Source organism: Microbacterium sp. Root322, assembly GCF_001425645.1.
Taxonomy (GTDB): domain Bacteria; phylum Actinomycetota; class Actinomycetes; order Actinomycetales; family Microbacteriaceae; genus Microbacterium; species Microbacterium maritypicum.
In genome coordinates this window covers 916,630-942,227 of record NZ_LMCS01000001.1, presented here as the reverse complement: position 1 = coordinate 942,227, position 25,598 = coordinate 916,630, and the positions used below count along the sequence as shown (strand labels likewise).

General features: G+C 68.8%; 27 protein-coding genes. 12 read left to right on the top strand and 15 right to left on the bottom strand.

Annotated features, from left to right (window positions below; genetic code table 11):
• Positions 1–12 precede the first annotated feature (12 nt).
• The 6 genes from ASC55_RS04470 to ASC55_RS04445 all read right to left on the bottom strand — a co-directional run bounded on the left by ASC55_RS04470 (position 13) and on the right by ASC55_RS04445 (position 5,968).
• Positions 13–810, bottom strand: a complete 798-nt coding sequence (locus ASC55_RS04470; RefSeq protein ID WP_055873202.1) for an ABC transporter ATP-binding protein — start codon at positions 808–810, stop codon at positions 13–15.
• Positions 810–1,598, bottom strand: coding sequence for an ATP-binding cassette domain-containing protein (locus tag ASC55_RS04465; protein ID WP_055872927.1), 789 nt, complete (start codon positions 1,596–1,598; stop codon positions 810–812). The genes ASC55_RS04470 and ASC55_RS04465 overlap by 1 nt, the downstream gene beginning before the upstream one ends.
• A complete protein-coding gene (locus ASC55_RS04460) occupies positions 1,595–2,464 on the bottom strand; it encodes an ABC transporter permease (RefSeq protein WP_055869055.1) in 870 nt (289 codons plus the stop codon). Before ASC55_RS04460 ends, ASC55_RS04465 begins: the two co-directional genes overlap by 4 nt.
• Positions 2,461–3,411, bottom strand: coding sequence for an ABC transporter permease (locus ASC55_RS04455; protein ID WP_055869054.1), 951 nt, complete (start codon positions 3,409–3,411; stop codon positions 2,461–2,463). Before ASC55_RS04455 ends, ASC55_RS04460 begins: the two co-directional genes overlap by 4 nt.
• 17 nt (positions 3,412–3,428) lie before the next feature.
• Positions 3,429–4,949, bottom strand: a complete 1,521-nt coding sequence (locus ASC55_RS04450) for an ABC transporter substrate-binding protein (RefSeq protein WP_055872924.1) — start codon at positions 4,947–4,949, stop codon at positions 3,429–3,431.
• Positions 4,950–5,041: 92 nt separating this feature from the next.
• Positions 5,042–5,968: an alpha/beta fold hydrolase gene (locus ASC55_RS04445; RefSeq protein WP_055872921.1), complete on the bottom strand. Its 927-nt coding sequence runs from the start codon at positions 5,966–5,968 to the stop codon at positions 5,042–5,044.
• 173 nt (positions 5,969–6,141) lie between these two features.
• Here ASC55_RS04445 and ASC55_RS04440 point away from each other — a divergent pair, with 173 nt between their 5' ends.
• From ASC55_RS04440 to ASC55_RS04430, 3 genes are read left to right on the top strand one after another with little or no spacing between them, the layout of a single operon-like run.
• Positions 6,142–6,618: a carboxymuconolactone decarboxylase family protein gene (locus tag ASC55_RS04440; RefSeq protein ID WP_055869051.1), complete on the top strand. Its 477-nt coding sequence runs from the start codon at positions 6,142–6,144 to the stop codon at positions 6,616–6,618.
• Positions 6,615–7,355, top strand: coding sequence for a tyrosine-protein phosphatase (locus tag ASC55_RS04435; protein WP_055872918.1), 741 nt, complete (start codon positions 6,615–6,617; stop codon positions 7,353–7,355). Before ASC55_RS04440 ends, ASC55_RS04435 begins: the two co-directional genes overlap by 4 nt.
• 44 nt (positions 7,356–7,399) lie before the next feature.
• Complete coding sequence (locus tag ASC55_RS04430) at positions 7,400–7,870, top strand: SIP domain-containing protein (protein WP_055869049.1); 471 nt, start codon at positions 7,400–7,402, stop codon at positions 7,868–7,870.
• A gap of 91 nt (positions 7,871–7,961) precedes the next feature.
• On the opposite strand, the gene ASC55_RS04425 is transcribed toward ASC55_RS04430, so the two are convergent.
• From ASC55_RS04425 to ASC55_RS04410, 4 genes are all read right to left on the bottom strand, one after another.
• Entirely contained in the window at positions 7,962–8,408 is a 447-nt protein-coding gene (locus ASC55_RS04425) for a hypothetical protein (RefSeq protein ID WP_055872915.1), read from the bottom strand.
• Positions 8,405–9,208, bottom strand: coding sequence for an arginase family protein (locus tag ASC55_RS04420; RefSeq protein ID WP_055872913.1), 804 nt, complete (start codon positions 9,206–9,208; stop codon positions 8,405–8,407). Before ASC55_RS04420 ends, ASC55_RS04425 begins: the two co-directional genes overlap by 4 nt.
• Positions 9,209–9,273: 65 nt before the next feature.
• The gene (locus ASC55_RS04415) at positions 9,274–10,017 is read right to left on the bottom strand and encodes a PspA/IM30 family protein (RefSeq protein WP_055872910.1); all 744 of its coding nucleotides are present in this window, start codon (positions 10,015–10,017) and stop codon (positions 9,274–9,276) included.
• A 58-nt stretch (positions 10,018–10,075) separates the two neighbouring features.
• Positions 10,076–12,118, bottom strand: coding sequence for a TPM domain-containing protein (locus tag ASC55_RS04410; RefSeq protein WP_055872907.1), 2,043 nt, complete (start codon positions 12,116–12,118; stop codon positions 10,076–10,078).
• A gap of 122 nt (positions 12,119–12,240) precedes the next feature.
• On the opposite strand from ASC55_RS04410, the gene ASC55_RS04405 reads away from it, so the two are divergent.
• The 4 genes from ASC55_RS04405 (at position 12,241) to ASC55_RS04390 (ending at position 15,215) form a co-directional block, all read left to right on the top strand.
• On the top strand, positions 12,241–13,080 hold the full coding sequence (locus ASC55_RS04405; protein WP_055872904.1) for a DUF3097 domain-containing protein: 840 nt from the start codon (positions 12,241–12,243) through the stop codon (positions 13,078–13,080).
• A gap of 56 nt (positions 13,081–13,136) precedes the next feature.
• Complete coding sequence (gene trmB / locus ASC55_RS04400; protein WP_055872901.1) at positions 13,137–13,862, top strand: tRNA (guanosine(46)-N7)-methyltransferase TrmB; 726 nt, start codon at positions 13,137–13,139, stop codon at positions 13,860–13,862.
• Entirely contained in the window at positions 13,859–14,749 is an 891-nt protein-coding gene (locus ASC55_RS04395; RefSeq protein WP_055872899.1) for a CPBP family intramembrane glutamic endopeptidase, read from the top strand. Before trmB ends, ASC55_RS04395 begins: the two co-directional genes overlap by 4 nt.
• A 73-nt stretch (positions 14,750–14,822) precedes the next feature.
• Positions 14,823–15,215, top strand: coding sequence for a DUF1304 domain-containing protein (locus ASC55_RS04390; RefSeq protein ID WP_055869041.1), 393 nt, complete (start codon positions 14,823–14,825; stop codon positions 15,213–15,215).
• 18 nt (positions 15,216–15,233) lie between these two features.
• Here the strand turns inward: ASC55_RS04390 and ASC55_RS04385 are convergent, their stop codons facing one another.
• From ASC55_RS04385 to ASC55_RS04370, 4 genes are all read right to left on the bottom strand, one after another.
• Positions 15,234–15,635, bottom strand: coding sequence for a RidA family protein (locus ASC55_RS04385; RefSeq protein WP_017831047.1), 402 nt, complete (start codon positions 15,633–15,635; stop codon positions 15,234–15,236).
• Between the two features lie 139 nt (positions 15,636–15,774).
• On the bottom strand, positions 15,775–16,752 hold the full coding sequence (locus tag ASC55_RS04380) for a zinc-binding dehydrogenase (RefSeq protein ID WP_055872896.1): 978 nt from the start codon (positions 16,750–16,752) through the stop codon (positions 15,775–15,777).
• Positions 16,753–16,778: 26 nt separating this feature from the next.
• Complete coding sequence (locus tag ASC55_RS04375) at positions 16,779–17,201, bottom strand: organic hydroperoxide resistance protein (RefSeq protein WP_055872894.1); 423 nt, start codon at positions 17,199–17,201, stop codon at positions 16,779–16,781.
• Positions 17,202–17,227: 26 nt separating this feature from the next.
• Positions 17,228–17,698: a MarR family winged helix-turn-helix transcriptional regulator gene (locus ASC55_RS04370; protein ID WP_200935137.1), complete on the bottom strand. Its 471-nt coding sequence runs from the start codon at positions 17,696–17,698 to the stop codon at positions 17,228–17,230.
• Positions 17,699–17,885: 187 nt separating this feature from the next.
• Between ASC55_RS04370 and ASC55_RS04365 the strand changes: the two genes are divergently transcribed.
• Complete coding sequence (locus ASC55_RS04365; protein ID WP_055872891.1) at positions 17,886–20,342, top strand: LuxR C-terminal-related transcriptional regulator; 2,457 nt, start codon at positions 17,886–17,888, stop codon at positions 20,340–20,342.
• A 49-nt stretch (positions 20,343–20,391) separates the two neighbouring features.
• On the opposite strand, the gene ASC55_RS04360 is transcribed toward ASC55_RS04365, so the two are convergent.
• Positions 20,392–20,778 (bottom strand): PLDc N-terminal domain-containing protein, encoded by a 387-nt coding sequence (locus ASC55_RS04360; RefSeq protein ID WP_055869037.1) that lies wholly within the window; start codon positions 20,776–20,778, stop codon positions 20,392–20,394.
• Positions 20,779–20,993: 215 nt separating this feature from the next.
• Here ASC55_RS04360 and ASC55_RS04355 point away from each other — a divergent pair, with 215 nt between their 5' ends.
• From ASC55_RS04355 to ASC55_RS04340, 4 genes are all read left to right on the top strand, one after another.
• Entirely contained in the window at positions 20,994–21,428 is a 435-nt protein-coding gene (locus tag ASC55_RS04355) for a DUF6325 family protein (RefSeq protein ID WP_055869036.1), read from the top strand.
• A 1-nt stretch (position 21,429) separates the two neighbouring features.
• The gene (locus tag ASC55_RS04350; RefSeq protein ID WP_055872888.1) at positions 21,430–21,771 is read left to right on the top strand and encodes an SHOCT domain-containing protein; all 342 of its coding nucleotides are present in this window, start codon (positions 21,430–21,432) and stop codon (positions 21,769–21,771) included.
• 49 nt (positions 21,772–21,820) lie between these two features.
• Positions 21,821–23,218 (top strand): hypothetical protein, encoded by a 1,398-nt coding sequence (locus tag ASC55_RS04345; protein WP_055872885.1) that lies wholly within the window; start codon positions 21,821–21,823, stop codon positions 23,216–23,218.
• A gap of 164 nt (positions 23,219–23,382) precedes the next feature.
• Positions 23,383–25,581, top strand: coding sequence for a heavy metal translocating P-type ATPase (locus ASC55_RS04340; RefSeq protein ID WP_055872884.1), 2,199 nt, complete (start codon positions 23,383–23,385; stop codon positions 25,579–25,581).
• The last annotated feature ends 17 nt before the right edge of the window (positions 25,582–25,598 follow it).

Here is a 25,598-nt window from a genome sequence, read left to right as displayed (position 1 = left end):
ACCGGCGTCGGATCACCGCCCGGGAGAGCCGGGGATCACGGGGATCGCCGCGAGGAGCTTCTTCGTGTAGTCCTGTTCCGGGTGCAGGAGCACGTCCGTCGTGGAGCCGCGTTCGACGATCCGCCCGTCTTTCATCACGACCACCGTGTCGCACAGGTTCTGCACGACGCCGATGTCGTGCGAGACGAGCACGAGGGTCAGATCGCTCGTTTGTCGCAGCTCGATCAGCAGGTCGAGGATCTGCGCACGCACCGTCACGTCGAGCGCCGACAGCGGTTCGTCGCCCACCAGGATCCGCGGGCGATGCACGATCGCCCGCGCGAGGGCGATCCGCTGCCGCTGCCCGCCCGAGAACTCGTGCGGGTAGCGGTCGCCCATCTCCGGTTCCAGACCCACCTGCGCGAGCACCTCGCGGACCCGCGCACGGTGGTCGCCCTCGACGCCGAGTGCCCAGAGCGGTTCTCGGACGATCTGACCGGCCGTCATGCGGGGATCGAGCGACGCGTAGGGGTCTTGGAAAACCAGCCCGGTCTCCCGGCGCAGCCAGTGCAGAGACTTCGCCGAGGCTGTGGCGTCCACCGCGCGACCGTCGATGCGGACGGTTCCGGAGGTCGCTCGGTCGAGCCCCAGGAGCAGTCTCACCAGGGTGGACTTTCCCGATCCGGACTCGCCGATGATGCCGACGGATGATCCTTCGACGACATCGAGGTCGGTGGGGGCCAGGGCGGTCTGGGTCCGGGTGCGCTCGAAGGCGGAGCGCTTCGGGGCGAAGAAGTCCCGTCCGAGTCCGCGGGCTTCGATCAGGCTCATCAGGCGTCCCCGTCCGGTCGCCATAGCGTCGCCGTCGCATCTCGCAGCAGTCCCTGGGTGACCGGGGACGCAGGGGTCGACAGGAGGGTCGAGACCGGAGCGGCCTCGACGACCCGCCCGTGTTCGAGCACGACGCCCTCGGTCGCGACCTGGGCGAGCACGGCGAGGTCGTGGGTGATGAAGACGAGGGACATCCCCTCGTCGGCGACGAGGGACAGCAGCAGGGAGAGGATCTCGGCCTGGATCGTGACGTCGAGCGCGGTCGTCGGCTCGTCGGCGATGAGCAGGCGTGGGCGACAGGCCAGCGCCATCGCGATGGCGACGCGTTGCCTCTGGCCGCCGGAGAGCTGATGGGGGTAGCGGTCGACGATCGACTCGGGATCGGGCAGCCGGACGCGGGCGGCCTCGACGATCGCCCGCTCCCTGGCCTCGCGGCGGCCCAGTCCCTGATGGATGCGGATCGACTCCGCGATCTGCCGACCGACCGTCCTGATGGGGTTCAGAGCGGTGCGCGGTTCCTGGAACACGATGCCGATGTCGTCGCCGCGCAGGCGGGCGAGCTCGCGATCGGGCATCCCGATCAACTCGGTGCCGTCCCAGCGGATGCTGCCGCTCGCGGTCGCGCCGTCGGGGAGCAGGCCCAGCACTGCGAGGGCGGTGAGCGACTTGCCGGAGCCGGATTCGCCGATCAGACCGAGTCGAGCGCCGTCCGGCACGTCAAAGGAGACGCCGTCGACCACCGTTCGTCCGTCGATCTCGATCACGAGGTCGTGCACCGACAGGCTCATGCGACCACCCCCGGGGTGTGGATCTCGGCGGCGCGATGCCGCAGGGTGGGATCGGTCGCCTCGCGCAGGCCGTCGCCCAGCAGGTTGAGGGCGAGTACGGTGATCGTGATCGTGAGTCCTGGCCAGATGACCGAGAGCGGATGCACCCCGATGTACCGCTGGAGATCGGCGAGCAGCAGGCCCCAGCTCGGCTCGACCACGGAAGCGCCGAAGCCCAGGTAGGACAGCCCGGCTTCGGCGAGGACGGCGACGGCCATCGACCACGACAGCTGCACGATGAAGACCGGCGCCACGTTCGGAAGCAGGTGGCGCACGAGGCTCTGGGAGGGAGTGAGTCCTGCGGCTCGCGCGGCCAGAACGAAGTCGCTCTGCTGCACGCGGCGCAGCTCCGGCCGGGTGACCCTCGCGATGTTCACGCCGAATCCGATGCCCACCGCCCAGATCACGACCCAGAGCGAACCACCCCAGACGGAGGAGATCATCATGGCGATCAGCAGCACGGGAAAGGCAATCAGGATGTCGACGAGCACGGCGACGGTCTCTCGCAGCCAGCGCGTCGTCAGCGCTCCGAGCGCGGCGAGGGCGATGCCCACCACGGTGGCCACGATGCCGGCGCCCACGCTGACGAACACCGTCGTGCGTGCCCCCGCCATCAGCAGGCTCAGGATGTCGCGTCCGGTGTCGTCCGTGCCGAGAAGGTGCGGCCAGCTCGGTGGCAGCCAGCGGTCGCCGATGTCCGAGGCCTGCGGGTCGAACGGCGTCCACAACAGCGACACGAGAGCGGTGACGGCGATCACCGCGACGACGATGATCCCGAAGCGCCCTGTCGAGGCGGCCCAGAGTCGGTCGAGCCAGCGCGGAATCATGCGGCCTCCCGTTGCCGAGGGTCGATCGCGCGGTGCAGGAGATCGACCAGGAAGCCCACGACCAGCACGAAGCCGGTGAGCACCAGCAGTTCGCTCTGCACCTTGATGAGGTCGCGGGTGCCGACATCGGCCACGAGCATGCGTCCGATCCCCGGAAGAGTGAACAGCTGCTCGATCACCACCGAGCCGACGATGATGCCGGCCACCTGCAGGCCGAGCACCGTGATGATCGAGAGGCCGACGGCGGGGATGCCGTGCTGGATGAGAGCGCGGGTGCGGGTGAGGCCCTTCGCCGCGGCAGTGCGGACGAAGTCCTGCCCGGCGGCCTGCAACGTCGCGCTGCGGACGAATCGCATGAGCATCGCCCCCTCGACGATGCCGATCGTCAAGGCGGGGAGCAACAGGGACTCGATCGCCTTCCCTGGGGTCGACCAGCCGGTGCGGGGGAAGCCCTGCGGAGGAAGCCACCCCAGCCAGACCGAGAACACGACGATGAGCATCATGCCGGCCCACACCACGGGTACGGCGGCCAGCGTCTGGGCACCGACGCTGAGTGCGGTGCCGCCGCGACGGTTGCGCAGGAGCGCGGCCAGGATTCCGAAGGGCACGGCGATGAGCACGGCGATCAGCAGCGACATGACCCCTAGCGGAACGGTGACCTGGGCCTTGAGGAACAGCTCTTCCCCGACGGATGCCCCCGACAGCAGCGAGGTGCCCAGGTCGCCGCGGAAGATCCCCCCGATCCAGTCCGTGTACTGGGCGAGCAGAGGACGGTTCAGACCGAGGGACTCGCGAAGGGCTTCGACCTCGACGGGGGAGGCCTGCGTGCCCGCGATGAGCTGCGCGACGTCGCCGGGGAAGACGCGCAGCGTCAGGAAGATGAGCACGCTCGAGACGAGGAGCCCTGCGATGAGCAGGGCTCCTCGGACGAGCGCGTAGCGGAGCACGAAGGGGTGACCGCTCGCTACTTCTCGGCGGAGACGGTGACGCCGGCGAGGTTGATGCGCGAGTTGATGGAGTCTTCGGGGAATCCGGTCACGATGGGACTCACCGCCGTGATGGTCTCGCCGTTGTACAGCCAGTCGGCGGCGTGGTCCTCCGACACGAGGCGTGCAGCCTGTGCGAGCAGTTCAGAGGACTTGTCGGGGTCGACCTCGGCCAGCGCCTTCGCATACAGGCTCTGCACCTCGGCGTTGTCGTACCCGAAGTAGTAGTCCGGGTTGGCGAAGTTGCCGAAATCTCGGGGCTCGACGTGCAGCACGAAGCTCAGGTCGTAGTCCTGGTTGGTGTAGACGTCTTCCAGCCAGGTCGGGAACTCGACCGCGTTCACCTCGAGGGTCACACCGACCTTCTTGAAGTCGGAGATCAGCACCTTGGGAACGGTCGTCCCGTAGAACGAGGGGATCGTGAGCGTCAGCTCCAGATCCTTCTGGCCGGCCTCGGCGAGCAGCGCCTTGGCCTTCTCCGGGTCATAGGAGACGACATCCGACAGATCTTCATAACCGGGGTCGAGCTCGGGGATCGGACCGTACAGGGGCGTTCCCGCGCCGACCGCCTCGATGAGGGCGTCGTGGTCGATGGCGAGGCGCAGCGCTTCGCGCACGCGGACGTCGTCGAGCGGTGCCTTCTTGTTGTTGAAGGCGAGTGTCGCCTTGTCGGTCGTGCGTCCCGTCGTGAGGGCGAAGTCGCCGGAGTCCTCGAGCTGAGGCGCGAGGTTCGGGTCGACGGCGGTGAGCACATCGACGTCGCCGGCCAGCGCTGCGTTGACGCCGGCGGTGAAGTCGGGGATGTACTGGAACTCGACCTGGGCGACCCCGGCAGGATCCCCCCAGTAGGCGTCGTTGCGCGCGAACGTGATGGTGCTGCCCTTGTTCCAGCGCGTCAGCGTGAAGGGTCCGGTGCCGTTCTCCGCGGTCTTCAGCTCGGTCGTGTCCGCGGACTTGAAGACGAGACCTGCGGGCCCGGTGAGGGCGAACAGGAAGTTCTGGTTCGGCTCGGACAGCGTGATCTCGACCGTCGTCGGGTCGGGCGCGGTGATCGCCGTGACGGCGGCGAAGTCCGCGTTGCCCTGCACGGTGGCATCGGTGCGGACGGTCTCGTAGGACGAGACGACGTCGGCCGAGGTGAGAGGCGTTCCGTCATGGAACAGGACACCCTCGTTCAGCGTGAACGTGTAGGTGAGGCCGTCGGAGGAGACCTCGTAGTCCGAGGCGAGCCGACCTTCGATCTCGTTGTCCTGCGTGCGGGTCACGAGGCCTTCGTAGATGTTGTCGATCAGGATCTGCTCGAGGGCGGCGCCGCTGGTGTGACGGATGTCGAGGTTGGTCGGCTCGAGGACGAGACCGACGTGCAGCGTCGCGTTCGGGTCGGGTGTTCCGGGCGCGCTGCTGGGCTCGGGGTCGGGAGTGCCGGAGCATGCGCTCAGGATCACGGCGGTGGCCGCGAGCGCGGATATCAGCGCGAGACGTCGGGTACGTCGGAACATGGGCGTTTCCTCTCGGTGCGGCAGCTGCTGTGTGCCGTGGGATCGAGCCTAGAGATGTGTGGCGGGGTGAGGGTCGGGTATGGAACGGAACGTCATATTCTGCGGGCGGGGGTCGCTGATTCGATGAGCCCGGCCAGAGCGACCGGAGCCGTCTCCTGCACATTGTGGGTCGCATCGAGGACGACCAGATGGGCCGTGGGGACGCGTCGCTGGAGCTCCGCGGCATCTTCTTCGCTGACGAAGCCGCGTGCAGCGCGCACCAGTGTGATCGGCGCGGTGACCGCTGCCAGGTCGTCCCAGCCCGTCTCGTGGAGCACCGACGGCGCCGTCGCCGATCCGGGATCGTGAGCCGCCAGTGCCTGGGCGGCGAGATGGGCGAAGTGGTGCTTCCACTCCACACGTCCGTCCGCGCGCACGCGCGTGTTCAAGAAGACGCCGCGTTCCGTCTCGGGGCGCGTCCCGCCGAAGCCGAGCGAGATCGCCTTGTCGACGAGTTCGTCCCGTGAGGCGAAGTCAGTCGGGCCGGCGTAGAACTCGCGCAACGCCGCAGGACCGGCTGTCACGTCGATGCCTGGCGTGATGTCGATGATGATGACCTCGGACACCAGATCAGGTCGCGAGGCGGCGAGAGCGGCGCCCGTGAGGCCTCCGAGCGACTGCCCGACCACCAGCTGGGGCTGCGTGGTCCAGGCCTCGATCGCGGCAGCGACGTCGCGGGCGAGGGTGCGCGGCGTGTAGTCGACGTCGTCTCGCCAGGAGGAGTCGCCGTGCCCGGCGAGATCGATCGCGAGGAGGGGCTGCTGCAGCGCGAGCGTTGTGGTGTCCCAGGTGTGCGCGTTCAGGCCCGCGCCGTGCAGCAGCGTCACTCGCGGGGCTTCGCTTCCGAAGCAGAGGGCACTCAGGGTGCGTCCGTCGGCGAGCGGAAGGGTGAGACGTTCCACCGGGGGAAGGGGGACGCCGAGCGCTTCGGCCTGTGCGGGAAGATAGCTGAACTCGCTGTTGTCGATCGCCACCTCCACATTCTGCTCCCTCCGCCCGACATGCCGGAAATGCCGGATCAATATGGCAAGAGAATGCCGTCTCACGGCTCGCAATATGTCCACTGTTGACAAGGTGTTCTTGTCGTAGTGCATTTCAGTGGTGGATGGCTCCGGTCGGGACCCCGCTGTGAGACGCCGAATATCATGGAGTCATGAGCGAGACGCGTGTGCACCTGTCCAAGACCGAGCCGGCCGCGTACCAGGCGCTTGACGCATTCTCGAAGACCGTGGGGCAGATCTGCGCGGCCAACGGCATCGACGAGCGCCTCAAGGAGCTCGTCATGATCCACTGCTCGCAGCTCAACGGCTGCGCCTACTGTGCGCGGATCCATGTCGACAGGGCGGTGGCGGCCGGAGTCGACATCGACACCCTCACGCAGATTCCCACCTGGCGAGAGAGCGGCGTGTTCAGTGATCGCGAGCGCGCTGCGCTCGAGCTCGCCGAAGCCTTCACGTTCATCGCCGAGGACGGGATCTCCGATGAGGTGTACGACCAGGTCGGAAGTGTGTTCACCGAGAAGGAGTACGCGGCGCTCAGCTGGGCGTGCGTATCCATCAATGCGTTCAACCGCATCGTGATCGCCGGACGATACCCGGTTCCCGTTCGCGCCCCGCAGGCCCAGGCATGACCATCCTCGAGATCGAAGGGGTCTTCAACGTCAGGGATGTCGGGGGCATGCCGGCGAACGGCGGGCGCATCCGCTCCGGCGCTCTGCTGCGAGCAGGGCAACTCTCCGGGGCGACCACCTCGGGCGCCGCCGCGTTGCGGGCCCGCGTCCAGCACATCGTGGATCTGCGTGACGGCGAAGAGGTCGCAGCGGAGCCCTCGGAGATCGAGGGGCCTGACACCACGCACCTGCCGCTGTTCCTGGGGTCGGTGCGATCCTTCTTCGAAGCCGACACCAGCCTCGACGACCTGTATCTGCATCTCCTCGAAGAGAGCGGGGAACGGCTCGCGGACGCCATCCGCATCATCGCCGCGGGGGAGCGCACGCTGGTGCACTGCACGGTCGGCAAGGACCGCACGGGGGTCACCGTCGCCCTCGCCCTCTCCGCCGTCGGCGCCGATCGGGAGGCCGTGATCGCCGACTATGCGCTCACGGAGTCCCAGCTCCCGACTCAGCGTTCGCAGCGGATCGCCGACTACCTTCGCACCCAGCACCCGGAAGCCGTGCACGCGGTGGCGCTCGCCACCCAGTCTCCGGCGCCGGTGATGCGGCGCCTGCTGGAGCAGGTGGACGAACGGTGGGGGTCTGCTTCCGGATACCTGCGCGCGCAGGGGATGACCGACGCAGAGCTGGCCGCGCTGTCGGCGGCACTCGTGGAGGATGCGTCGGAGCCGTCGACCTCGTCGCTGCCCAGCTGATGCAAGGTTAGGCAAGCCTTCACTTGGTGTACGATGAAGACACCATGAACACCTCGCTCGAGACTCGCGGCACGCGCGCCGAACGTCGCGCAGCCCGTCGGCGTTCCCACCACCTGGTGACGGCGGACGAGCGCTCGCTGACCGAGCTCGAGGTGTTCCTGACGACGTTGCCGCTGTGCGCGTCCGGCCGCATCTTCATCGAGGTGCCCGAGGTCGCCGATATCGGCTTCATCGAGGCCCCTGGCCGCATGACGGTGACATGGCTGGCGCGAGAGCAGCGATCAGGTGCCCCCGGAAGCGGTCGTGCATGCGCACCGGGCCAGGCGCTGGCGCGCGCGACCTGTGCGTGGGCCGACGAGATGATGTGCGACGACGAGATCGAGACCCACGTCACCCTGCTGGGCGGCTACCTGGGCACGGCGGACATCGTCGAGCACCTGACGACCTCGTTGGAGATCTCGCCGGCGCTCATCCATGCTCCCGAGCGCTTCGGCCTGCTGCCCGTCGAACACTGACACGGCCTCTGCCGATCCGCGTTCGCGCGCAGCGATGGTCCTCCTGAGCGCGGTGCTGTGAGCTGCGGTGCGTCTCGCGGACGGCCGCGATCTATCGGCGCGTGCGTCGCACGTAGTTTCCGTCCTCCAGCCCCGCTTCGATCTCGAAGCGGTTGCGCAGCGGGTCTCGGCCGGCGAACAGGTAGAGAACGGGCATCAGGAAGCCGTAGCGGAGCCACTGCGCCTTGTGCACAGCCTCGTGACGGAGCACCGCCTCGCTGGGACGGCTGTCACCGGTCAGGAAGCAGCCGCCGACGCACACTCCTCCGCGGTTGAAGGTCCAGCTCGGCATGCCCTGGAAGATCCACAGTCCGGCACGCCGCTCGACGGGGCCGGTGCTCCACAGGGATCCCCAGACCCAGCCGACGGCCGTGCCCCAGAGGTAGCCGAGCCTGCTCACCGGAGAGCGCAGCAGGAAGGACGGGATGCGGCGGTCGAATCGTCGTCCACGAGCGAGGACCTCATCGGCTCGCGTTCGCCAGTCGGCCCCGGCGATCACGCCACCGCTCCGACCAGCCGCAGCAGTGCACCGAGGTCGTCGACGGCATCGGCCGGAGAGCGGGGTGCGAACCCGGCGATGGTCGCGCCTGCGAGTGGCACCTCGGTGCGCAGGGCGCGGATGGCCGCGCTGAGCGCTGCGGGGGAGAGCCCGAAGGGCACCGAGGACGAGACGCCGGCGAAGTCGGAGGGGTCCAGCACATCGACATCGATGTGCACCCACACTCGTGAAGCCCCGGTCGCGCGGACCGCGTCGAGCAGCGCCTCCGGGCGGGCGAGGTCGTCGACCGAGAGGTTGGTGAGAGGGGCGATCTGGTCGACCTCCTCGTCATCGAGATTGCGGATCCCGACCGTGATCACGCGGCTCGCAGGGATCGCGGGGGTGAGCACGAGCTGCTCCTCTCCCTCGCCGAGCAGAGCGCGCAGCGCCATGCCCGAGAACGCACCGGACGGCGAGGTCTCGGGGGTGTGCATGTCGGCGTGCGCATCGCACCACACCACGGCAAGACCCTCGGTGCCCCCGGGCAGTGCATCGAGGGCGGCGACGGTGACGCTGCAATCACCACCGATCACGACGGTGTCGGAGTCGATGTGCCCGTGGACGAGTTCGCGGGTGCGGAGAAGCGCACTCAGGCGGCGGACTCCGGTGCCCAGGGATTCGCCGGCCTCGACCGGCACGTCGAGCACGGTCGTGGCAGCCCGGGGGAGATCACCGGAGATCGCCGAGGCGCCGTCTGTGAGCAGCATCGCGCGCGGTGCGGGCGAGCCCTGCCACTGCGGGATGACGAGGAATCGCACCATGGGTGCCTCCGAAGAAGAGAGGGCGGATGCCCCGGGCGCGCAGCTCGGGGCATCCGCCGGTCGTGTCAGTTGCCTTCGATGGCCTGGCGGGGAGCGGTGCCGCCGGCCTTGAGCTCGGCGAGGCGCGCCTCGACCTCGGTCAGCTCGCCGAGGTCTTCCAGGCTCTCGAACTGGGCGTCGAGGCTCGACGCTGCGAGCTCGATCTTGCCCTGTGCGATGGCCTCCTGGCGGCGGACCTTGTCCTCGAAACGGCCCAGCTCGCTGGTGGGGTCGAGCACGTTGATCGAGCCGACCGCGTCCTGCACCTTGGTCTGCGCCTCGGCGACCTTGGCGCGGGCGAGGAGTTCGCTGCGCTTGTTCTTGAGCTCGACCAGCTTGTCCTTCATGCCGTTCAGGCCGCTCTTGAGCTTGTCGACGATCTCGGTCTGGGCCGCGATCTGCGGCTCGGCGCCCGTGGCCTCGCGCTCGGCGCTGATCTGACGCTGGAGAGCGATCTTGGCCAGGTTGTCGAACTTGTCGGCGTCGGCGGTGTTGCCGCTCGCGCGCATCTCATCGGCCTTGCGGCTGGCGGCGAGGGCCTTGTTGCCCCACTCGGTCGAAGCCTGGACGTCTTCCTCGTGGTCCCGCTCGAGCAGGCGCAGGTTGCCGATGGTCTCCGCGATCGCGGACTCGGCGTCGGCGATGCTGTTCGTGTAGTCGCGAACGAGCTGGTCGATCATCTTCTGCGGGTCTTCCGCAGAGTCCAGCAGGGAGTTGATGTTCGCGCGGACGAGGGTCGAGATACGTCCGAAGATGGACTGCTTGGTCATGCGTGGTTCCTTTCAGAGGGCGTCTTCGAGAGCTTGTCGTAACTGTCTGTGTAGGGGATCAGAAGCGTCTACCTCCCGATCGGCCGCTGCGGCCGCTGCTGCGCGAGCCTCCGCCTCCGAAACCGGAGCTGCGGAAGCCTCCCCCTCCCGAGGAGCGCCAGCCGCTGCTGCTTCCTCGACGAGAGGAGCCTCCGCCTCCACCAGCGAGCAGGCCGCCGATGATGCCGCCGAGGATGTCGCCGCCGATCCCCGAACCGCCCGACGACGATCCGGAACCGCCGAAGGGGCCGCCGAAGCCGCCCTGGTCGAAGCCGGGAGGGTTGTAGGACTGCACGTCGGACTGCGCCGCGGACGTTGCCTGTCCCGCCAGAGCGAGCGCACGATTCGCTTCCGCCAGCGCGGCGTCCGGGTCGGTGGCTCGCAGATTCAGCGCCTGCGACAGACTCGCCTCGGCGTTGGCGAGACGCGTGCGTGCGGTGGAGCCGACGGTCCCACGACGGGTCTCGATGAACTCGCGAGCGGCACGGATCTCGGAGTTCGCCTGCGCGACGGTCTGCTCCAGCATCTGCTGCACACGGCGGGCGCGTTCGACGCTCTCCCGACCCTGCGCGATCGCCGCGTCGATCTGTGCGTTGGCCGCGCTGAGCGCCTCGAGCACACGCTGCGGATTGCGCGCGGAACCGGCGAGCTCGGTCTGCGCCACCTGAAGCTGCTGCGCGGTCGCGGAGGCCGCTGCGGCGATCGTGCCCGAGGGGTCGGGAAGCTGCTGCGCTGCGGCGAGGTCTGCCTGCAGCTCGGCGACGAGCGCCTGGGACTGCGCCTCGATCGTGGAGAGCTCGGCCCCCAGCGTCGAGACAGCCTGTGCGAGCTGCGCGGCCTGCGCGACGGATTGCTCGGCCGTGCGGATGGCGAAGGCCGCCTCGCCCGAGCGCCCGGCCGCGATCGCCTGCGCCGCCGCCTCGATCGACCGATCCGCGAGATCGGTGCGTTCGCGGGCCTGGGCGGGGTTGTCTGCGACCATCGCGAGTGCCGCCGGGGCGTAGGTCGTCGACAGCGCGGCGAGAGCCGGGGCAGCCGAAGCGAGGACGGGGTCGAGGGCTGCGCGCTCACCACGGACCCGCTCGAGTTCCTGCGGGGCGTTCTGCTCCAGCTTGCGGAGGGCGTCGAAGGCCGCCGTGTTGTCGTCGAGGATGTCGTCGATCTCGTCGGCGATCCGGATGATGCGGATGTGCCAGGCCCTGCGGTCGTGGATCGTGTCCTCGATCTCGTCGTCGAGCTTCTGCCTGAGGTCGAAGGCCTCGGAGATCTTCGCCTTCGCGGCGTCGACGACGCGCGTGAACTCCTCGGTCGCTCCTTCACCGAACTGCGCGACGGCGAAGCCGAGTTCCTCTCTGCTGGAGGTGATGGCGTCGTCGGCCTGCACGAGTGCGAGTCCGGCCTGCGTCTCGACCTGCTGGTCGGTGAGGGTGGAGTAGGGATCGGCGGGGTCGGGCGTCTCCGGCATGGCTCCGCGCTCGCGGATCTCGGCCCTGCGGCGTGCGCGGCGCACCAGGGCGATGACGAGCCAGAGAAGAAGCGCCACCGCGATGATGGCGACCACGATCAGTCCGATGCGCAGTGCGCCGACGCCCCCGTCTCCCTGGATCTCGTCGGCGGCGAGGGTGATCGCTCCGACCCAGTCGCCGTCTGCGGCGAAGGGGACCATCTTGTCTTCGATGCTGTCGAGCTGGCCGAAGCTCACCGGACCGTCGGGCGCAGCGGAGATGTAGTAGCTGCGCCCGTCGACGGCGATCGCGAGGAGATACTGCTCGGTGCCGAGGTTGTTGTTCTGCGCGACCGTGTCGGCCCACTGCACGTTGTCGGTGGGATTGGTGAAGTCGTCGACGAGGACGACGAACAGATCGGCGTTCGAGTTGTCGGTCAGCTCCTGGAGCCTGGCCTCGACGGTGGCTTCTTCGTCGGCGCTCAGCACTCCGGCCTGGTCGGTGACGTAGCCGGCGTCGAGCGTGACCGGATCGGTGGCGGATGCCGCGGAGGCGGTGAACGCCCCGGCGACCGCAGCGAGGGTGAGTGCGGCCAGCGCGAGCCACCGTTTCGTCATCGTGTTCCCTCCGACCGGCAGCCGAGCCCCATGCCTTGAGTCTATGCACTCCGTCCGACACGCGACAGCACTCACGGCGGGTTCGCCGTTCGCCCTCAGCGCAGACACATACGCTGGGAGGCATGGACGACATGTACGGTTCGGATGTGCTGGCGACGGGCTGGCGCGACCGCGGCGCGAAGAAGGTGCCACAGGTCGCGGCGGAGGCGGATCTCGTGGTCGAGGTCGCCGACGACGGCTTCTGCGGTGCGGTCACCCGAGTGCAGGGCGGCAACGTCGAGCTGGAGGACCGCCTCGGGCGCCGGCGCCTGTTCCCCCTCGGCGGGGGGTTCCTCATCGACGGCGCACCTGTCCGGCTGGTCGTCCCCGCAGCGAAGGAGCAGGGACCTCGCAGGACGGCATCCGGTTCCTTCGTCGTCGCCGACCAGCGCGCCCGCGTGGCCCTGCCCAGTCGGATCCTCGTCGAGGGCAAGCACGATGCCGAACTCGTCGAGAAGGTGTGGGGCGCCGACCTGCGGGTCGAGGGAGTGGTCGTCGATTTCCTCCAGGGCGTGGATCTGCTCGATGATCTGCTGGCCGCCGAGCCGCCCAGTGCGACGCGACGCTACGGCGTCCTCGTCGATCACCTCGTCGCGGGCTCGAAGGAGTCGAGGATCGCCGACGCCGTCGCGCGCGGCCCGCACGGACGCCATCTCCGCATCGTCGGGCATCCTTTCGTCGACGTCTGGCAGTGCGTGACGCCGCGAGCTCTCGGCATCGCGAAGTGGCCGGAGATCCCGCGCGGCATCGAGTGGAAGGTCGGAATCTGCCGCGCGTTCGGCTGGCCTCACGAGACACAGGCCGACATCGCCCGCGCCTGGCAGCACATCCTCTCCAAGGTCACGACGTATCGAGACCTGGAACCGGCGCTGCTGGGCCGTGTGGAGGAGCTCATCGACTTCGTCACGGCACCGGCGGTCTGAGACGCCGCGGTCGCCGCGGCACCGGAGGCCACGACGCCGGCGGCTACCCTGGAAACATGCCCGAACCCCGTACCTTCCGAGACGAGCCGGTCTCGTTCGTGCGCCGCAGCGGCCGGATGTCCGACGCGCAGGAGCGCGCCTTCACCGAGCTCGGCCCGCACTATCTGCTCGACGTGCCGCGCGACGTCGCCTGGACCTCAGTGCACCCCGAGGCGCGCTTGGACCCCGCGACCGAGTACGGACGCTCGGCGGATCTCTATGTCGAGATCGGCTCGGGGCAGGGGCATGCGATCGTGGCGGCGGCCTCGTCGCGCCCGGATGACGACTTCCTCGCCGTCGAGGTGTTCCGCGCCGGACTCGCACGGACCATGCTCGATGCCGATCGCGAGGGCGCTCGGAACCTGCGCGTGGTCGAGGCCAACGCACCCGAGGTGCTCTCCTCGTTGCTGCCCGAGGCGGCCGCGCGTGAGGTGTGGATCTTCTTCCCCGACCCGTGGCACAAGAAGAAGCACACCAAGCGCCGTCTGGTGCGGCCCGGATTCGGCGACACCGCCGCGAGGGCGCTGCGTGACGGCGGACTGCTGCGGCTCGCGACGGACTGGGAGGACTATGCGCTGCAGATGCGCGACGTGCTCGATGCCGAGCCGTCGTTCGAGCGCGCGTTCGACGGAGAATGGGCAGATCGCTTCGACGGACGGGTGATGACCGCGTTCGAGCGCAAGGGCATCGCCAAGGGGCGGGACATTCGCGACCTCGTCTATCGGCGCAGGACGCGCACATGACCGACGTGCGGCGCGACACGAGGCAGCGGTGGAGCTTCGTGCCGGCGCTGCTCGTGTGCGCCGCGGCTCCGGCGTTCTTCGTGCTGGAGATCCCCTGGCTCGGCTGGACGCTGCTCGCGGCTGGCATCGCCGTGGCCGCTCTGATCGAGCGGGGTCGGCATCCCGAGGACCAGGTCGTGAGCGTGGGTTCGCGCCGGGAGAGCGCGAGGGCGATCGGCCTGCACCGGCCCCCGTCTCTCACGAGGGATCTCTCCCTGATCGCGATCGGCCTTCTGATTGTGAGCATCATCCCGTTGGCCGCAGAGCTCGACAATCTCGCGATGCTGCGATTCACCCTCGCACTGGGTGGGGCGGTCGCGGTGCCGTACCTGATCTCTCGGTTCGTCTATCGAGACCGCGCGATCAGCTTCCCCTGGCGGACCCATAAGCGCTGGGGCCGGCTGCAGTGGGGCTGGCTCGTGGCGGTGCTGGTGCTCGGGTGGCTGATCCTGCCCTTCTACTTCATCACCAGCGGCGTGTACCAGAACTGGCCGGTGGTCGACACGCCCGATCTCATCGCGAGACTCTTCGTCGGTGTGGGCGCTGTCGGCATCTGGGATGAGCTGTTCTTCATCTGCACGGTGTTCGCTCTGCTGCGGCGCCACTTCCCGGATCTCGTCGCGAACCTGCTGCAGGCGATCGTCTTCGTCTCGTTCCTGTGGGAACTGGGCTACCGCGAGTGGGGACCGCTGCTGACCATTCCGTTCGCCCTGCTGCAGGGCTACATCTTCCTCCGCACGCACTCGCTCGCCTACGTCGTCACCGTGCACCTGCTCTTCGACGCCGTGGTCTTCGCCGTTCTGGTGCACGCGCACAACCCGGGACTGCTGTCGATCTTCCTGGTCTAGAACGGCACATCGAGACGCGCCGAGTGCCCGGGGGCGTTTGGTGTGCGGCACCCCGGCGCGGGACAATCGCCGTATGCTCATCGTCGGTCTGGTCCTCGCCGCGGCTGCCGCCGCGTTCCACGTGTTCATCTTCGCGCTCGAGTCGCTGAAGTGGACCGAGCCCGAGACGAGGAAGATCTTCGGCGTCGCCAGCGAGGCGGATGCCGTGACGATGAAGGCGCTCGCGTTCAACCAGGGCTTCTACAACCTGTTCCTCGCGCTGACCGCGCTGCTCGGAATCGGTCTGACGATCGTCGACTTCGCGACCGTGGGTCTGACCCTCGTGTTCGCCGGCACCGGCATGATGGTCGCCGCTGCTCTGGTGCTCGTCCTGTCGGACTCCACCAAGGTCCGCGCCGCCGCGATGCAGGGAACCCTTCCGCTGCTCGCGATCATCGCCACGGCCATCGCCGTCGCCATCGGTTGAGCCCTGCCGGGTTCGCCATCAGCGGCGGACCACCGCGGCGACCGCGCTCACCTCGATCAGTGCGCCGGGCACGCCGAGTCCGGCGACGAGGGCGGCCGTCACGAGCGGTGGAGCGTCGTCGCGGGCGAGCGTGGATGCGACGGCGCCGTACGCGGCGCGCAGATCGGCATCCTGATGGATCAGCACCGTCCAGCTGATCACATCGTCGAGTCCCGCGCCCACGGCTTCGAGTGCGATGCGGGCGTTCTCGACCGCGCGGAGTGACTGCTCCGCCGCGTCGTCCGAGACGAGGGCGCCGGTGTCATCGATGCCGTTCTGCCCTCCGACGTAGATGGTCGTGGCGCCAGGTGGCACGACGGCGACGTGGCTGAAAGCGGGGCTGACGACCAGCCCCTGCGGTTGCATGAGTGCGATGTCCATGCCGAGAGTGTGCGCGGCACCACGGACATCCGCAACACCATCGCGGAGGCGGACGAGCTCAACTGAGCGCAGCCGCCGCAGGGCGGGTACGCGAAAGGGCCGCCCGCATGCGGACGACCCTTTCCGGACAGCAGAGCGATCAGAACTTCAGCAGCACCTTGCCCACGCGGCCAGGCGTCATGCTGAGACGCACGGCATCGGCGATTTCGGCGGCGTCGAACACGCCGGCGACCGGGAGGGTCAGTGTCCCGTCGGTGACGCGCTGGATGAGCTCGCCGAACAGGGCCCCGCGCGTGGCGGCATCGAGCTGCTGGATGACCTTGCTGCCCCAGAAGCCCTTGACGATGGCCTGCTTGAAGATCACATCGGAGGAGGCGATCTCCATGACGGGGGAGTTCATCGCCCCGAACGCGACGAGCGTGCCGCCTTCGCTGAGGAGCGAGAGCACGTCGCCGGAGGCCGAGCCGCCCACGGAATCGACACCGGCGACGATCGGCGCGCCGCCGGTAAGGCGCGCAGCCTGCTCGCGCCAGTCGTCCTGATCGGTGGAGATGACGTTGTCGATGCCCTGGGCGCGCAGCTCTTCGACACCCTCCGCGCGACGCACGAGCCCGAGCACGTGCACGCCGCGCGCGGCGCCGAGCTGCGCGAGCATGCGTCCGACAGCGCCGTTCGCCGCGTTCTGCACGATCCAGTCGCCCTCGTTGACGTCGAGGAACTGCAACAGGCTGATCGTGCTGAACGGCATCGAGACGAGCTGGGCCGCGCTCTCATCGGAGAGGGAATCGGGCACGGGGATGATTCCGGCGGCGTTGGCCACGATGTACTCGGCCCAGGCCCCGAACGTGCCGCCGGTCGCGACGCGCTGTCCGACCACGAGGTGCTCGACCCCCTCACCGAGAGCGTCGACGATACCGAGGGCCTCGGTGCCCGAGGCCGCAGGCAGTTCGGGCTTGAACCCGTAGGTGCCGCGCACGGTCCACAGGTCGTGGTTGTGGATGGGGGAGAGGACGATGCGCAGGCGGACCTGCCCTGCTGCGGGCTCCGGAACGGGACGCTCCTCGACCGCGAGGACGTCTTCGGCTTCGCCGAACCGGGAATGGATGAGTGCACGCATGATGTGGTTTCCTTTCCTTCCGCTGATCAGTCGTCCGACACGGTGATCGTGACGTCGATGTTGCCGCGCGTCGCGTTCGAGTAGGGGCAGACCTGATGTGCGGCGTCGGCGAGTGCCTGGGCCTGATCGTGCGCGAGCTCGGGGATGACCACCTCGAGTTCGACCGCGAGGCCGAAGCCGCCGACGCCGTTCGACCCGATCTGCACGCGCGCGCCGACCGAGCTGTGGTCGATCTTGATCTTCTGCGCCCGCGCGACGGACTGCAGAGCGGAGTGGAAGCATGCGGCATATCCGGCCGCGAAGAGCTGCTCGGGGTTGGCCCCGTCGCCGCTGCCGCCCATCTCCTTGGGGATGGCGAGATCGAACTCGACGCGACCGTCGTTCGTGGCGACGTGTCCGTTGCGGCCGGCGCCGGTGGCGAGGGCTTCTGCGGTGTAGAGGGCTTCCATTGAGGGGTTTCCTTCCGGGAGGGTGGTCATTCGCCGGCGCGCAGCGCGGTGGCGCCGGCGGCCGGTGTCGAGACACCGCTCTGCAGCAGAGCGGTGAGTTCGTGGAGTTCTGCGATGAGCCGGCGGCGGTGCGCGTCGTCGCGGATGCCGGAGAGCTGCGCGATCTGGGCAGGGATCTTCGCGAGGTCCCCGCGGAGCGCCTGGCCTGCGGAGGTGAGCTGCACCGTGACGACGCGCTCGTCCTGGGGGCTGCGCGTCTTCGCAACCAGGCCCGCCTGCTCGAGGCGGCGTACCAGGGGCGAGAGGGTCCCGGAGTCGAGTTGCATGGCGTCTCCGAGCGAACCGATCGTCTGATCGCCCTCGTGCCACAGGATGGCGAGGACCAGATACTGCGGATACGTCAGCCCCCAGGGGGCGAGCAGAGCCCGGTACGCCTGCGTGGTGGCGCGCGCAGCGGAGTAGAGGGAGAAGCACACCATCTCATCGGTCACGGGCATGAGTAAAGCATTGCATGCGATTCAATTGTGCACAACTCGGTTGAACGCGCGAGGATGCCCTTGAAGGTGCATCCGGCACAGCACTAGCTTTGGTGCCATGTCGCACCCCGTACGCTCGACGAGGCCGGGACCCACGGTGCGATTCCGGCCGCCGGCACCCCAACCGGGTGCCCTTCGACGCGATCGGGTGAGCGCGGTGATCTCGGAGGCCGTCGCCAGAGACCCGCTGACCGTGGTCAGTGCCCCCAGCGGATTCGGGAAGACGACCTCGGTGGCCGAGTGGGCGGCAGGGCTCGAACACGTGGCGTGGCTCGGGCTCAACGCTTTCGACTCCGACCCGTCGCGGCTGACCCAGGGCGTGGTGAACGCGCTGATCCGGGGCGCGGAGCGCTCGGGGCGTCGCCTGGACCTGGACCGGGATCTGGACGACCCGCACCGGGCGTACCAGGAGATCTGCAGAGTTCTGGAGGATGCGGACGAGCGCGTGCACCTGATCGTCGACGATGCTCAGCGCGCAGGGGAGGACTGGCGTGCGGGACTTCTGGGGATGCTGGCCGAGCAGGCGCCGGACAGCCTACGGATCGTGCTGGTGGGGACGACATTGCTCGAGGTAACCCTCTCCCGGCACCGCGTGACGCATCCGGATTCCTTCGTCGGCGCGGACACGCTCAGCTTCACGGAAGAGGAAGTGCGGCTGCTGCTCGACGGGGAGACGGACGGCCTCTCGGCGCAGACCATCTTCGAGGAGACCCGGGGGTGGCCGATCGCGGTCAGACTGATGATGATCGGCGGAGCGAGGCCCGACCAGCGCGCACAGAGCGCCGCCGGCTTCCTGGGCAACTACGTGCGGGAGCACGTGCTCGCGACGCTCCCTCCTGAGGTCGCCGACTTCGTTCTCGAGGCGAGCGTCTGCAGCGAGCTGACCCCTGCGCTCGCGGCCGCGGTGACCGGACGCCCCGACGCGGCGGCCCTGCTCGAGACCTGCGTGCGCCTCGGATTGTTCCTCGACCGCTTCGAGGGCCCTCACGGGGTCGTGTACCGCTGGCATGCCTCCTTCGCCAGGCGATGCGCCGAGATCCTGGACATCGATGCCGAACGCGCCGCTGGATGCCACCGCCGCGCCGCTGCCGCGCTGCAGGCGACGGATCCGACGGCATCGATCACGCACTCCCTCCATGCGTCCGAGTTCCTCACCGCACGGGAGACCCTCCTTCATCATTGGCTCGGTCTGGTGGTGGGGGCGAGGGCCGACGAGGTCGAATGCACAGCGATGCTGATGCTGCGACGCACGCCCGATGACGCGCAGGTGCTGCTGGTGCGCGCGTGTGCGAGCGACGTGCTCGGCGATCATCGGGTGGCCCGTGAGCTGTTCCGGCGCGCGGAGGCGATGATCGGTCGATCGGGCGACGACGATGAGCCCGCGGTGCTGCAGATCGCCCGGCTCTTCATCGCCGACGAGCGTGCAGAGGTCGCGGATGCGAGCGCGAAGGTGCAGCAGATGCTCCTCGACGCGGACTCGACGGACCTCGGCGACCGCGCGGCGCTGAACTATCTCCTCGGGTGGACCGAGATCCGGCACCGCGGCAACCCGATGGTCCCGCTCGAGTACTTCTCCGCCGCGGCCAGGGAGGCGCAGAGCTCGGGCGATCGAGAGCTGGCGAAGCGCGCGCTGGGGCATCTCGCCTTCGGGCAGACCTGGGCCGGTCATCTCATCGAGGCCCGACGGTCGCTCATCGCCGTTCGTGGGGCGGAGGATGTCGGTCTTCCCTGGAGCACCTACGCCGGGGGCAGTGCTGCCGCGGCCGCGGGATACGTCTCGTACTGGTCGGGTGAGCTCGACGAAGCGGTCCGCGAGTTCGGAACCGTGATCGCCAACGGGGGCTCCGATCGTTCGTTCACGAATGTGGCGCGCATGATGATCGCCTACGCGGCGGCGGAATCGGGTGATGTCTCCGCCTGCCGTCGTGCGGCGATCGGCATCCAGGAGATCCCCCTGGAGGTCGTGCACGGCGTCTCCTGGCCGGCGTTCCGCGAATCGTCGGTCGCCCTGCTCGAAGAAGCCGTCGGACGAACGGATCGAGCGATGCGGATCGCGCGCAAGTACATCCAGTGCCCGGACCTTCCCGTCGTCAACGTCGCCCTCGCCGGCGTTCTGCGCCGCGCCGGCGACTACACCACCGCCCTGGAGATGCTGCGGGCTCCGCGCGTCTTCGCGGAGGTGTCCTACGTGAAATCGGCGACTCTGCTCACGGCAGCCCTGCTCCGACGTCAGGCCGGACACCACGACCAGGCGCATGAGCTGTGCGAGGCGGGTGTCGCCGTCGCCTCGGGGGAGAACATCCGCCTTCTCTTCGGGCCCCGCGAGACGGCCGTGCGCAAACTGCTCGGCGAGCATGTGCACTTCGGCACGCAGTTCGAGGACTTCATCGGCAGGTGTCTGGCGAAGGGCTCGGCAGGGTCGTTGGTGGATGCCCTCTCCGGGCGTGAACTCGATGTCTTCCAGCAGCTGCAGACCGCTCGCACGTTGCAGGAGATCGCACGTGAACTGGCGGTGTCGATCAACACGGTGAAGACCCACCAGCGCGCGATCTACCGCAAACTCGGGGTGTCGTCCCGCCGCGAGGCGGTGCGCACCACCGTCTGATCGGGACGGGCGCGCCGATGCGGCTCTCGCTGCCCGCCGCGGATGCAGGTCAGCTCAGCGCACGCGCCTTGATGGCGGCGAACTCGTCGGCGGTGATGGTCCCTGCGGCGAGCAGTTTGGATGCCTTGTCGATCTCGTCGCTGGGACTGGAGCCGGCGACACTGCGGATGTAGGAGTCGGCGGCATGCTGCTGCTCGCGGTACGCCGACGCGCTGCGCTCGCCCATGCCTCTGCCGCGGGCGATCAGGTAGACGAGCGCCGTCAGGAACGGGACGAAGATGAGGAAGATGATCCACACGGCCTTCCACCCGCCGTTGAGCGTGTGATCGCGGAACAGGTCGGCGACGATGTTGAAGAGCACCATGAGGTAGGAGACGAACACGAAGACCCAGAAGAACCACCAGATGATGTCCCAGAAGCTTTCCCAAATGGACACTTCGCACCTCTTTCGTCGAGTTACTGCGTATGGCGATCGTGGCAGCGTGAGCAGATGAGTGGGGGCGTCCCTCACCCCGAGCGGGCGACCCCGTGACGGGCTGCCGGCGACGGAGCACTCATCCTCTCGGGGTGAGGTCGGACTCCTCGCCCGTGACCGCGATGCGAGCATGGATCCCAATCACGGTCGACATGCGACAGGAGAAGGGACGACCCATGAATGACTTCCGTTTCGGCCCGGCCGAGGTCTACCTCGTCGGGTTCGAGGGTCAGCGCCCGGATCCGGCGACGTTCCGCGCGCTGACGGAGCTCGTGGACAGCGGCGTCGTGCGACTGCTCGACTTCGTCGTGCTCGCGAAGTCGGCGACCGGAGAGGTCGAGATCGTCGAGCTCGACGATGAGGACGGAAAGCTCGATCTCGACGGCTTCGAGCCGATCGCGGCGGGTCTCGCCGGTGAGGAGGACGTCGAAGCGCTCGCCGCCGCGATCGCCCCAGGGCAGTCCGCCGCCCTGGTCGTGCTCGAGCTCGCCTTCGCGCGCACCCTCGCGCAGAAACTCGCCGCTGCGGGCGGACAGGTGCTGCGCAGCGAGCGTGTGCCGGCGCCCGTCGTGAATGCGGTGATGGACATCCTCGACCAGGAAGATGAATGACATGCCCATGAGAAGATTCGGCCGCCCAGGACTGATCGGCCTCGCTGCCAGGACCGCAGTGGTCGCAGGGACGGCTTCGGCCGTCGGCGGCGCGATGTCGCGGCATCAGCAGGAGCGTGCGCAGGGCGAGTACGAGCAGCAGCAGTACGCGGCCGCGCAGCAGCAGGCGCAGGTCGATGCCGCCGCCAAGAATGCAGCGGCCCAGTACTCGTCTCCGCCTCCGGCGGCACCCGCCGCCGCTGACGATCTGATCGCGAAGCTGCAGCAGCTCGCATCCCTCAAGGACTCCGGCGTGCTCTCCGATGCGGAGTTCGCCGCGGCGAAGCAGAAGCTCCTGAGCTGACGAGACCGGCAGCCCGCCGTCGGAACGACAGCCGAGACGAGGACAGCGAATGAGTGAACTGGAAGACCTGCGTGCCCGCGTCGTCCTCCTCGAGCACGAGAACGAGACGCTCAAGCGGCCCCGCCGCCGGCCGGTGGGGAGGAGCATCGTCGCGGGGATCGTGCTCGCTCTCGCGGTCCTGATGGCTCCGATAGCCGCGATGGGCACCTGGGCCCGGCTGCAGCTCGTCGATGCCGATCGGTTCGTCGCCACTTTCGCGCCGCTCGCCGCGGATCCCGACGTACAGGACTTCGTCGCGGATCAGGTCAGCGCCGCCATCCAGGAGCAGGTGGACTTCAGTGCGATCGTCGCAGAGGTGTTCGACGGAATCCGTGAACTCGACCTTCCGCCCCGCGCGTCATCCGCACTCTCCCTGCTGGAGGCGCCGGCGGCCAGCGGGCTCACCTCCCTCGTCGACGGCGTGATCCACGACGTCGTGGCATCCGATCAGTTCGCCGACATCTGGGCGCAATCGCTGCGGTTCACGCACGAACGCGCGGTCGCGATCCTGCAGAACAGCCCGGACACCGCCGTGCAGCTCGCTGACGATGGAGTGCTCTCGATCGACCTCGGTCAGGTCGTCGATCGGGTCAAGGTGGTGCTGACCGAGCGTGGCGTCGGATTCGCCGAGCTCATCCCCGAGATCGACAGGTCGGTCCCGATCGCCCAGGCTGACGCGCTGGTCCTGGTGCGCACCGTCTACCAGATCGCGGTCGCCGCGGGGTTCTGGCTGCCATGGGTGCTGCTCGGGCTCGTCGTCGTCGGCATCCTGATCGCGCGAGATCGCGCGCGTGCCCTCCTGTGGACCAGCGTGGGCTTCGCCGTCGCTTTCCTGCTCCTGTCCGCGGGGATGGGAATCGGGAGGACGTTCTTCATCGGCGCGGTGAGTCCGTCGGTCATGACTGCGGGGGCGGCCCAGTCGCTGTTCGACGAGGTCACCTCGCTGCTGAGCTCGACGATCGTGGCGCTCGCCCTGGTCGGAGTGCTCGTCGCCGTGTGGGCCTGGCTCGCCGGGTCGAGCCGCAGCGCTGTGGCCATCCGCGGCCTCCTGGAGAGTGGGTTCACCGCGATCCGGAGCACGTGGGAGCGACGAGGGCTGTCGACCGGCCGCCTGGGCGTCGCGGTCGATCGCTTCCACGGACCGATCCTCATCGCCGCCTTCGCGCTCGCGGTTCTCATCCTCATCACGTCGCGGCCGGTCGCGTTCGGCACGGTGATCGGGGTGACCGTGGGGCTCGTGGTCTTCGCGGTCGTGATCGAGCTGCTCCGGCGCCCGCGCGCGGCGGACGCGTCCACGGCGGACGCGTCCACGACGGGGGAGCTCCCGACAGAGGAGCCCGGCGAATCCGCGACGGTCGATCACGACACCGCAGAGCCGGACTCCCACGCCACGGCGCCGGCTCCCTGAGCGGCGGATGGCACCTGAGGGTGCGAACGTCGGGGCGAGGTGCAGGTGGGAATACCCCAGGAGGGTACTCGGTTGACCCGAAGGAGTGAGCGGGACGACCCGCTCCATCTGTGCGGGCTTCCATCCGCTGCCTGCACGGCATCGTCTTTCCGAGGAGGAGAGCAATGAGCGCTTCGCACCACGAGGGCACCGCACACGCCGCGTCGCATCACGAGTCGGACGGCTCCGCACCCATGCACGCGGCGCACGAGGGCCACGACGATCACCCGGGTCACGGCGACCACGCAGGTCACGKGGGCCACGGCGACCACGCAGGTCACGGGGGCCACGGCGACCACGCAGGTCACGGGGGCCACGGCGACCACGCAGGTCACGGGGGTCACGGCGACCACGTCGCACAGTTCCGGCGGCTGTTCTGGGTCATGCTCGTGCTCGCCGTCCCGACCGTCGCGCTTTCCGGCATGTTCGCGATGATCCTCGGATACACGCTCCCCGACGTGCCGGGCCTGGCATGGGTCTCACCCGTGCTCGGAACCGTGATGTACGTGTGGGGCGGCAAGCCCTTCCTCGTCGGGGCCGTCAGTGAGATCAGAGCCCGTACGCCCGGCATGATGCTGCTCATCGGTCTGGCGATCACGGTGGCCTTCCTCGCGTCGTGGGGAGCGAGTCTCGGCATCCTCCACCATGAGCTCGACTTCTGGTGGGAGCTGGCGCTCCTCATCGTGATCATGCTGCTCGGACACTGGATCGAGATGCGCTCGCTCGCGCAGACCACCTCTGCTCTCGACTCGCTCGCCGCGCTCCTGCCGGACGAGGCCGAGCGCGTGGAAGCCGGGCAGGTCGTCATCGTCTCACCCGCAGACCTCGCGGTCGGCGACGTCGTGGTCGTGCGACCGGGCGGAAGCGTGCCCGCGGATGGGCGCATCGTCGACGGCCGGGCGTCCATGGACGAGTCGATGGTCACGGGGGAGTCGCGCACGGTCGCGCGAGGCATCGGCGACCAGGTCACCGCCGGCACGGTGGCCACCGACTCTGGGCTCCGCGTCGAGATCACCGCCACCGGGGACGACACCACGCTCGCCGGCATCCAGCGCCTGGTGACCGAGGCGCAGAGCTCCTCCTCGCGCGCGCAGCGCCTCGCCGACACCGCTGCGGGGTGGCTGTTCTGGTTCGCGCTCGGGTCCGCGGCGATCACCGCGATCGTGTGGAGCCTGGTCGGGTTGCCCGATGCGGCCGTGACCCGCACCATCACCGTGCTCGTGATCGCCTGCCCGCACGCACTCGGGCTGGCGATTCCGCTGGTCGTGTCGATCGCCACCGAGCGTGCGGCCCGCGGGGGAGTGCTGGTCAAGGACCGCCTGGCACTGGAGAGCATGCGCACCGTCGACACAGTGCTGTTCGACAAGACCGGGACGCTCACCAAGGGTGAGCCGGTCGTGTCCGAGGTGTCCGTGTCCGGGGAGCACGACGGCGATCGAGTGCTGGCGCTCGCCGCCGCTGCCGAGGCTGACAGCGAGCACCCTCTCGCGAAGGCGATCGTCCGCGCCGCCGCCGCGAAGAACCTGTCCGTTCCGGAGAGCCGCGACTTCACGTCGTCACCGGCGGTCGGGGTCACGGCGACCGTCGAAGGGACGACTGTGCGCGTCGGCGGCCCGCATCTGCTCGCCGAGGAGCACGCGGATGAGCTCGCCGTCGCCGAGGGGTGGCGCGGGGACGGGGCCATCATCCTGCACGTGGTTCAGGACGGTCACGTCATCGGGGCGTTGAAACTCGCCGACGAGGTGCGGCCGGAGTCCCGCGAGGCCGTCGACGCACTGCACGCACTCGGTGTGCAGGTCGTCATGATCACGGGCGACGCCGAGGCCGTCGCGCAGACGGTCGCGGCAGATCTCGGTATCGACCGATTCTTCGCCGGCGTGCGCCCCGAGGACAAGGCAGCGAAGGTGCAGGAGCTGCAGCACGAGGGGCGCAAGGTCGCGATGGTCGGTGACGGCGTCAACGATGCACCCGCGCTCGCGCAGGCCGACGTGGGTCTGGCGATCGGTGCCGGCACCGATGTCGCGATCGCCTCGGCCGGGGTGATCCTCGCCGGCGACGACCCGCGTTCCGTGCTCTCGGTGATCGAACTCTCACGCGCCGCGTACCGCAAGATGAAGCAGAACCTGTGGTGGGCGGCGGGGTACAACCTGCTCTCGGTGCCACTCGCGGCCGGCGTTCTGGCACCCATCGGCTTCGTGCTGCCGATGTCGGTCGGAGCAGTCCTGATGTCGCTGTCGACCATCGTCGTGGCGCTCAACGCCCAGCTGCTGCGGCGCCTGGACCTGCGCCCGGAGGTGACGACCCGCGCCATCCTCGATCGGTGACCGCCTGAGGTGGGCGT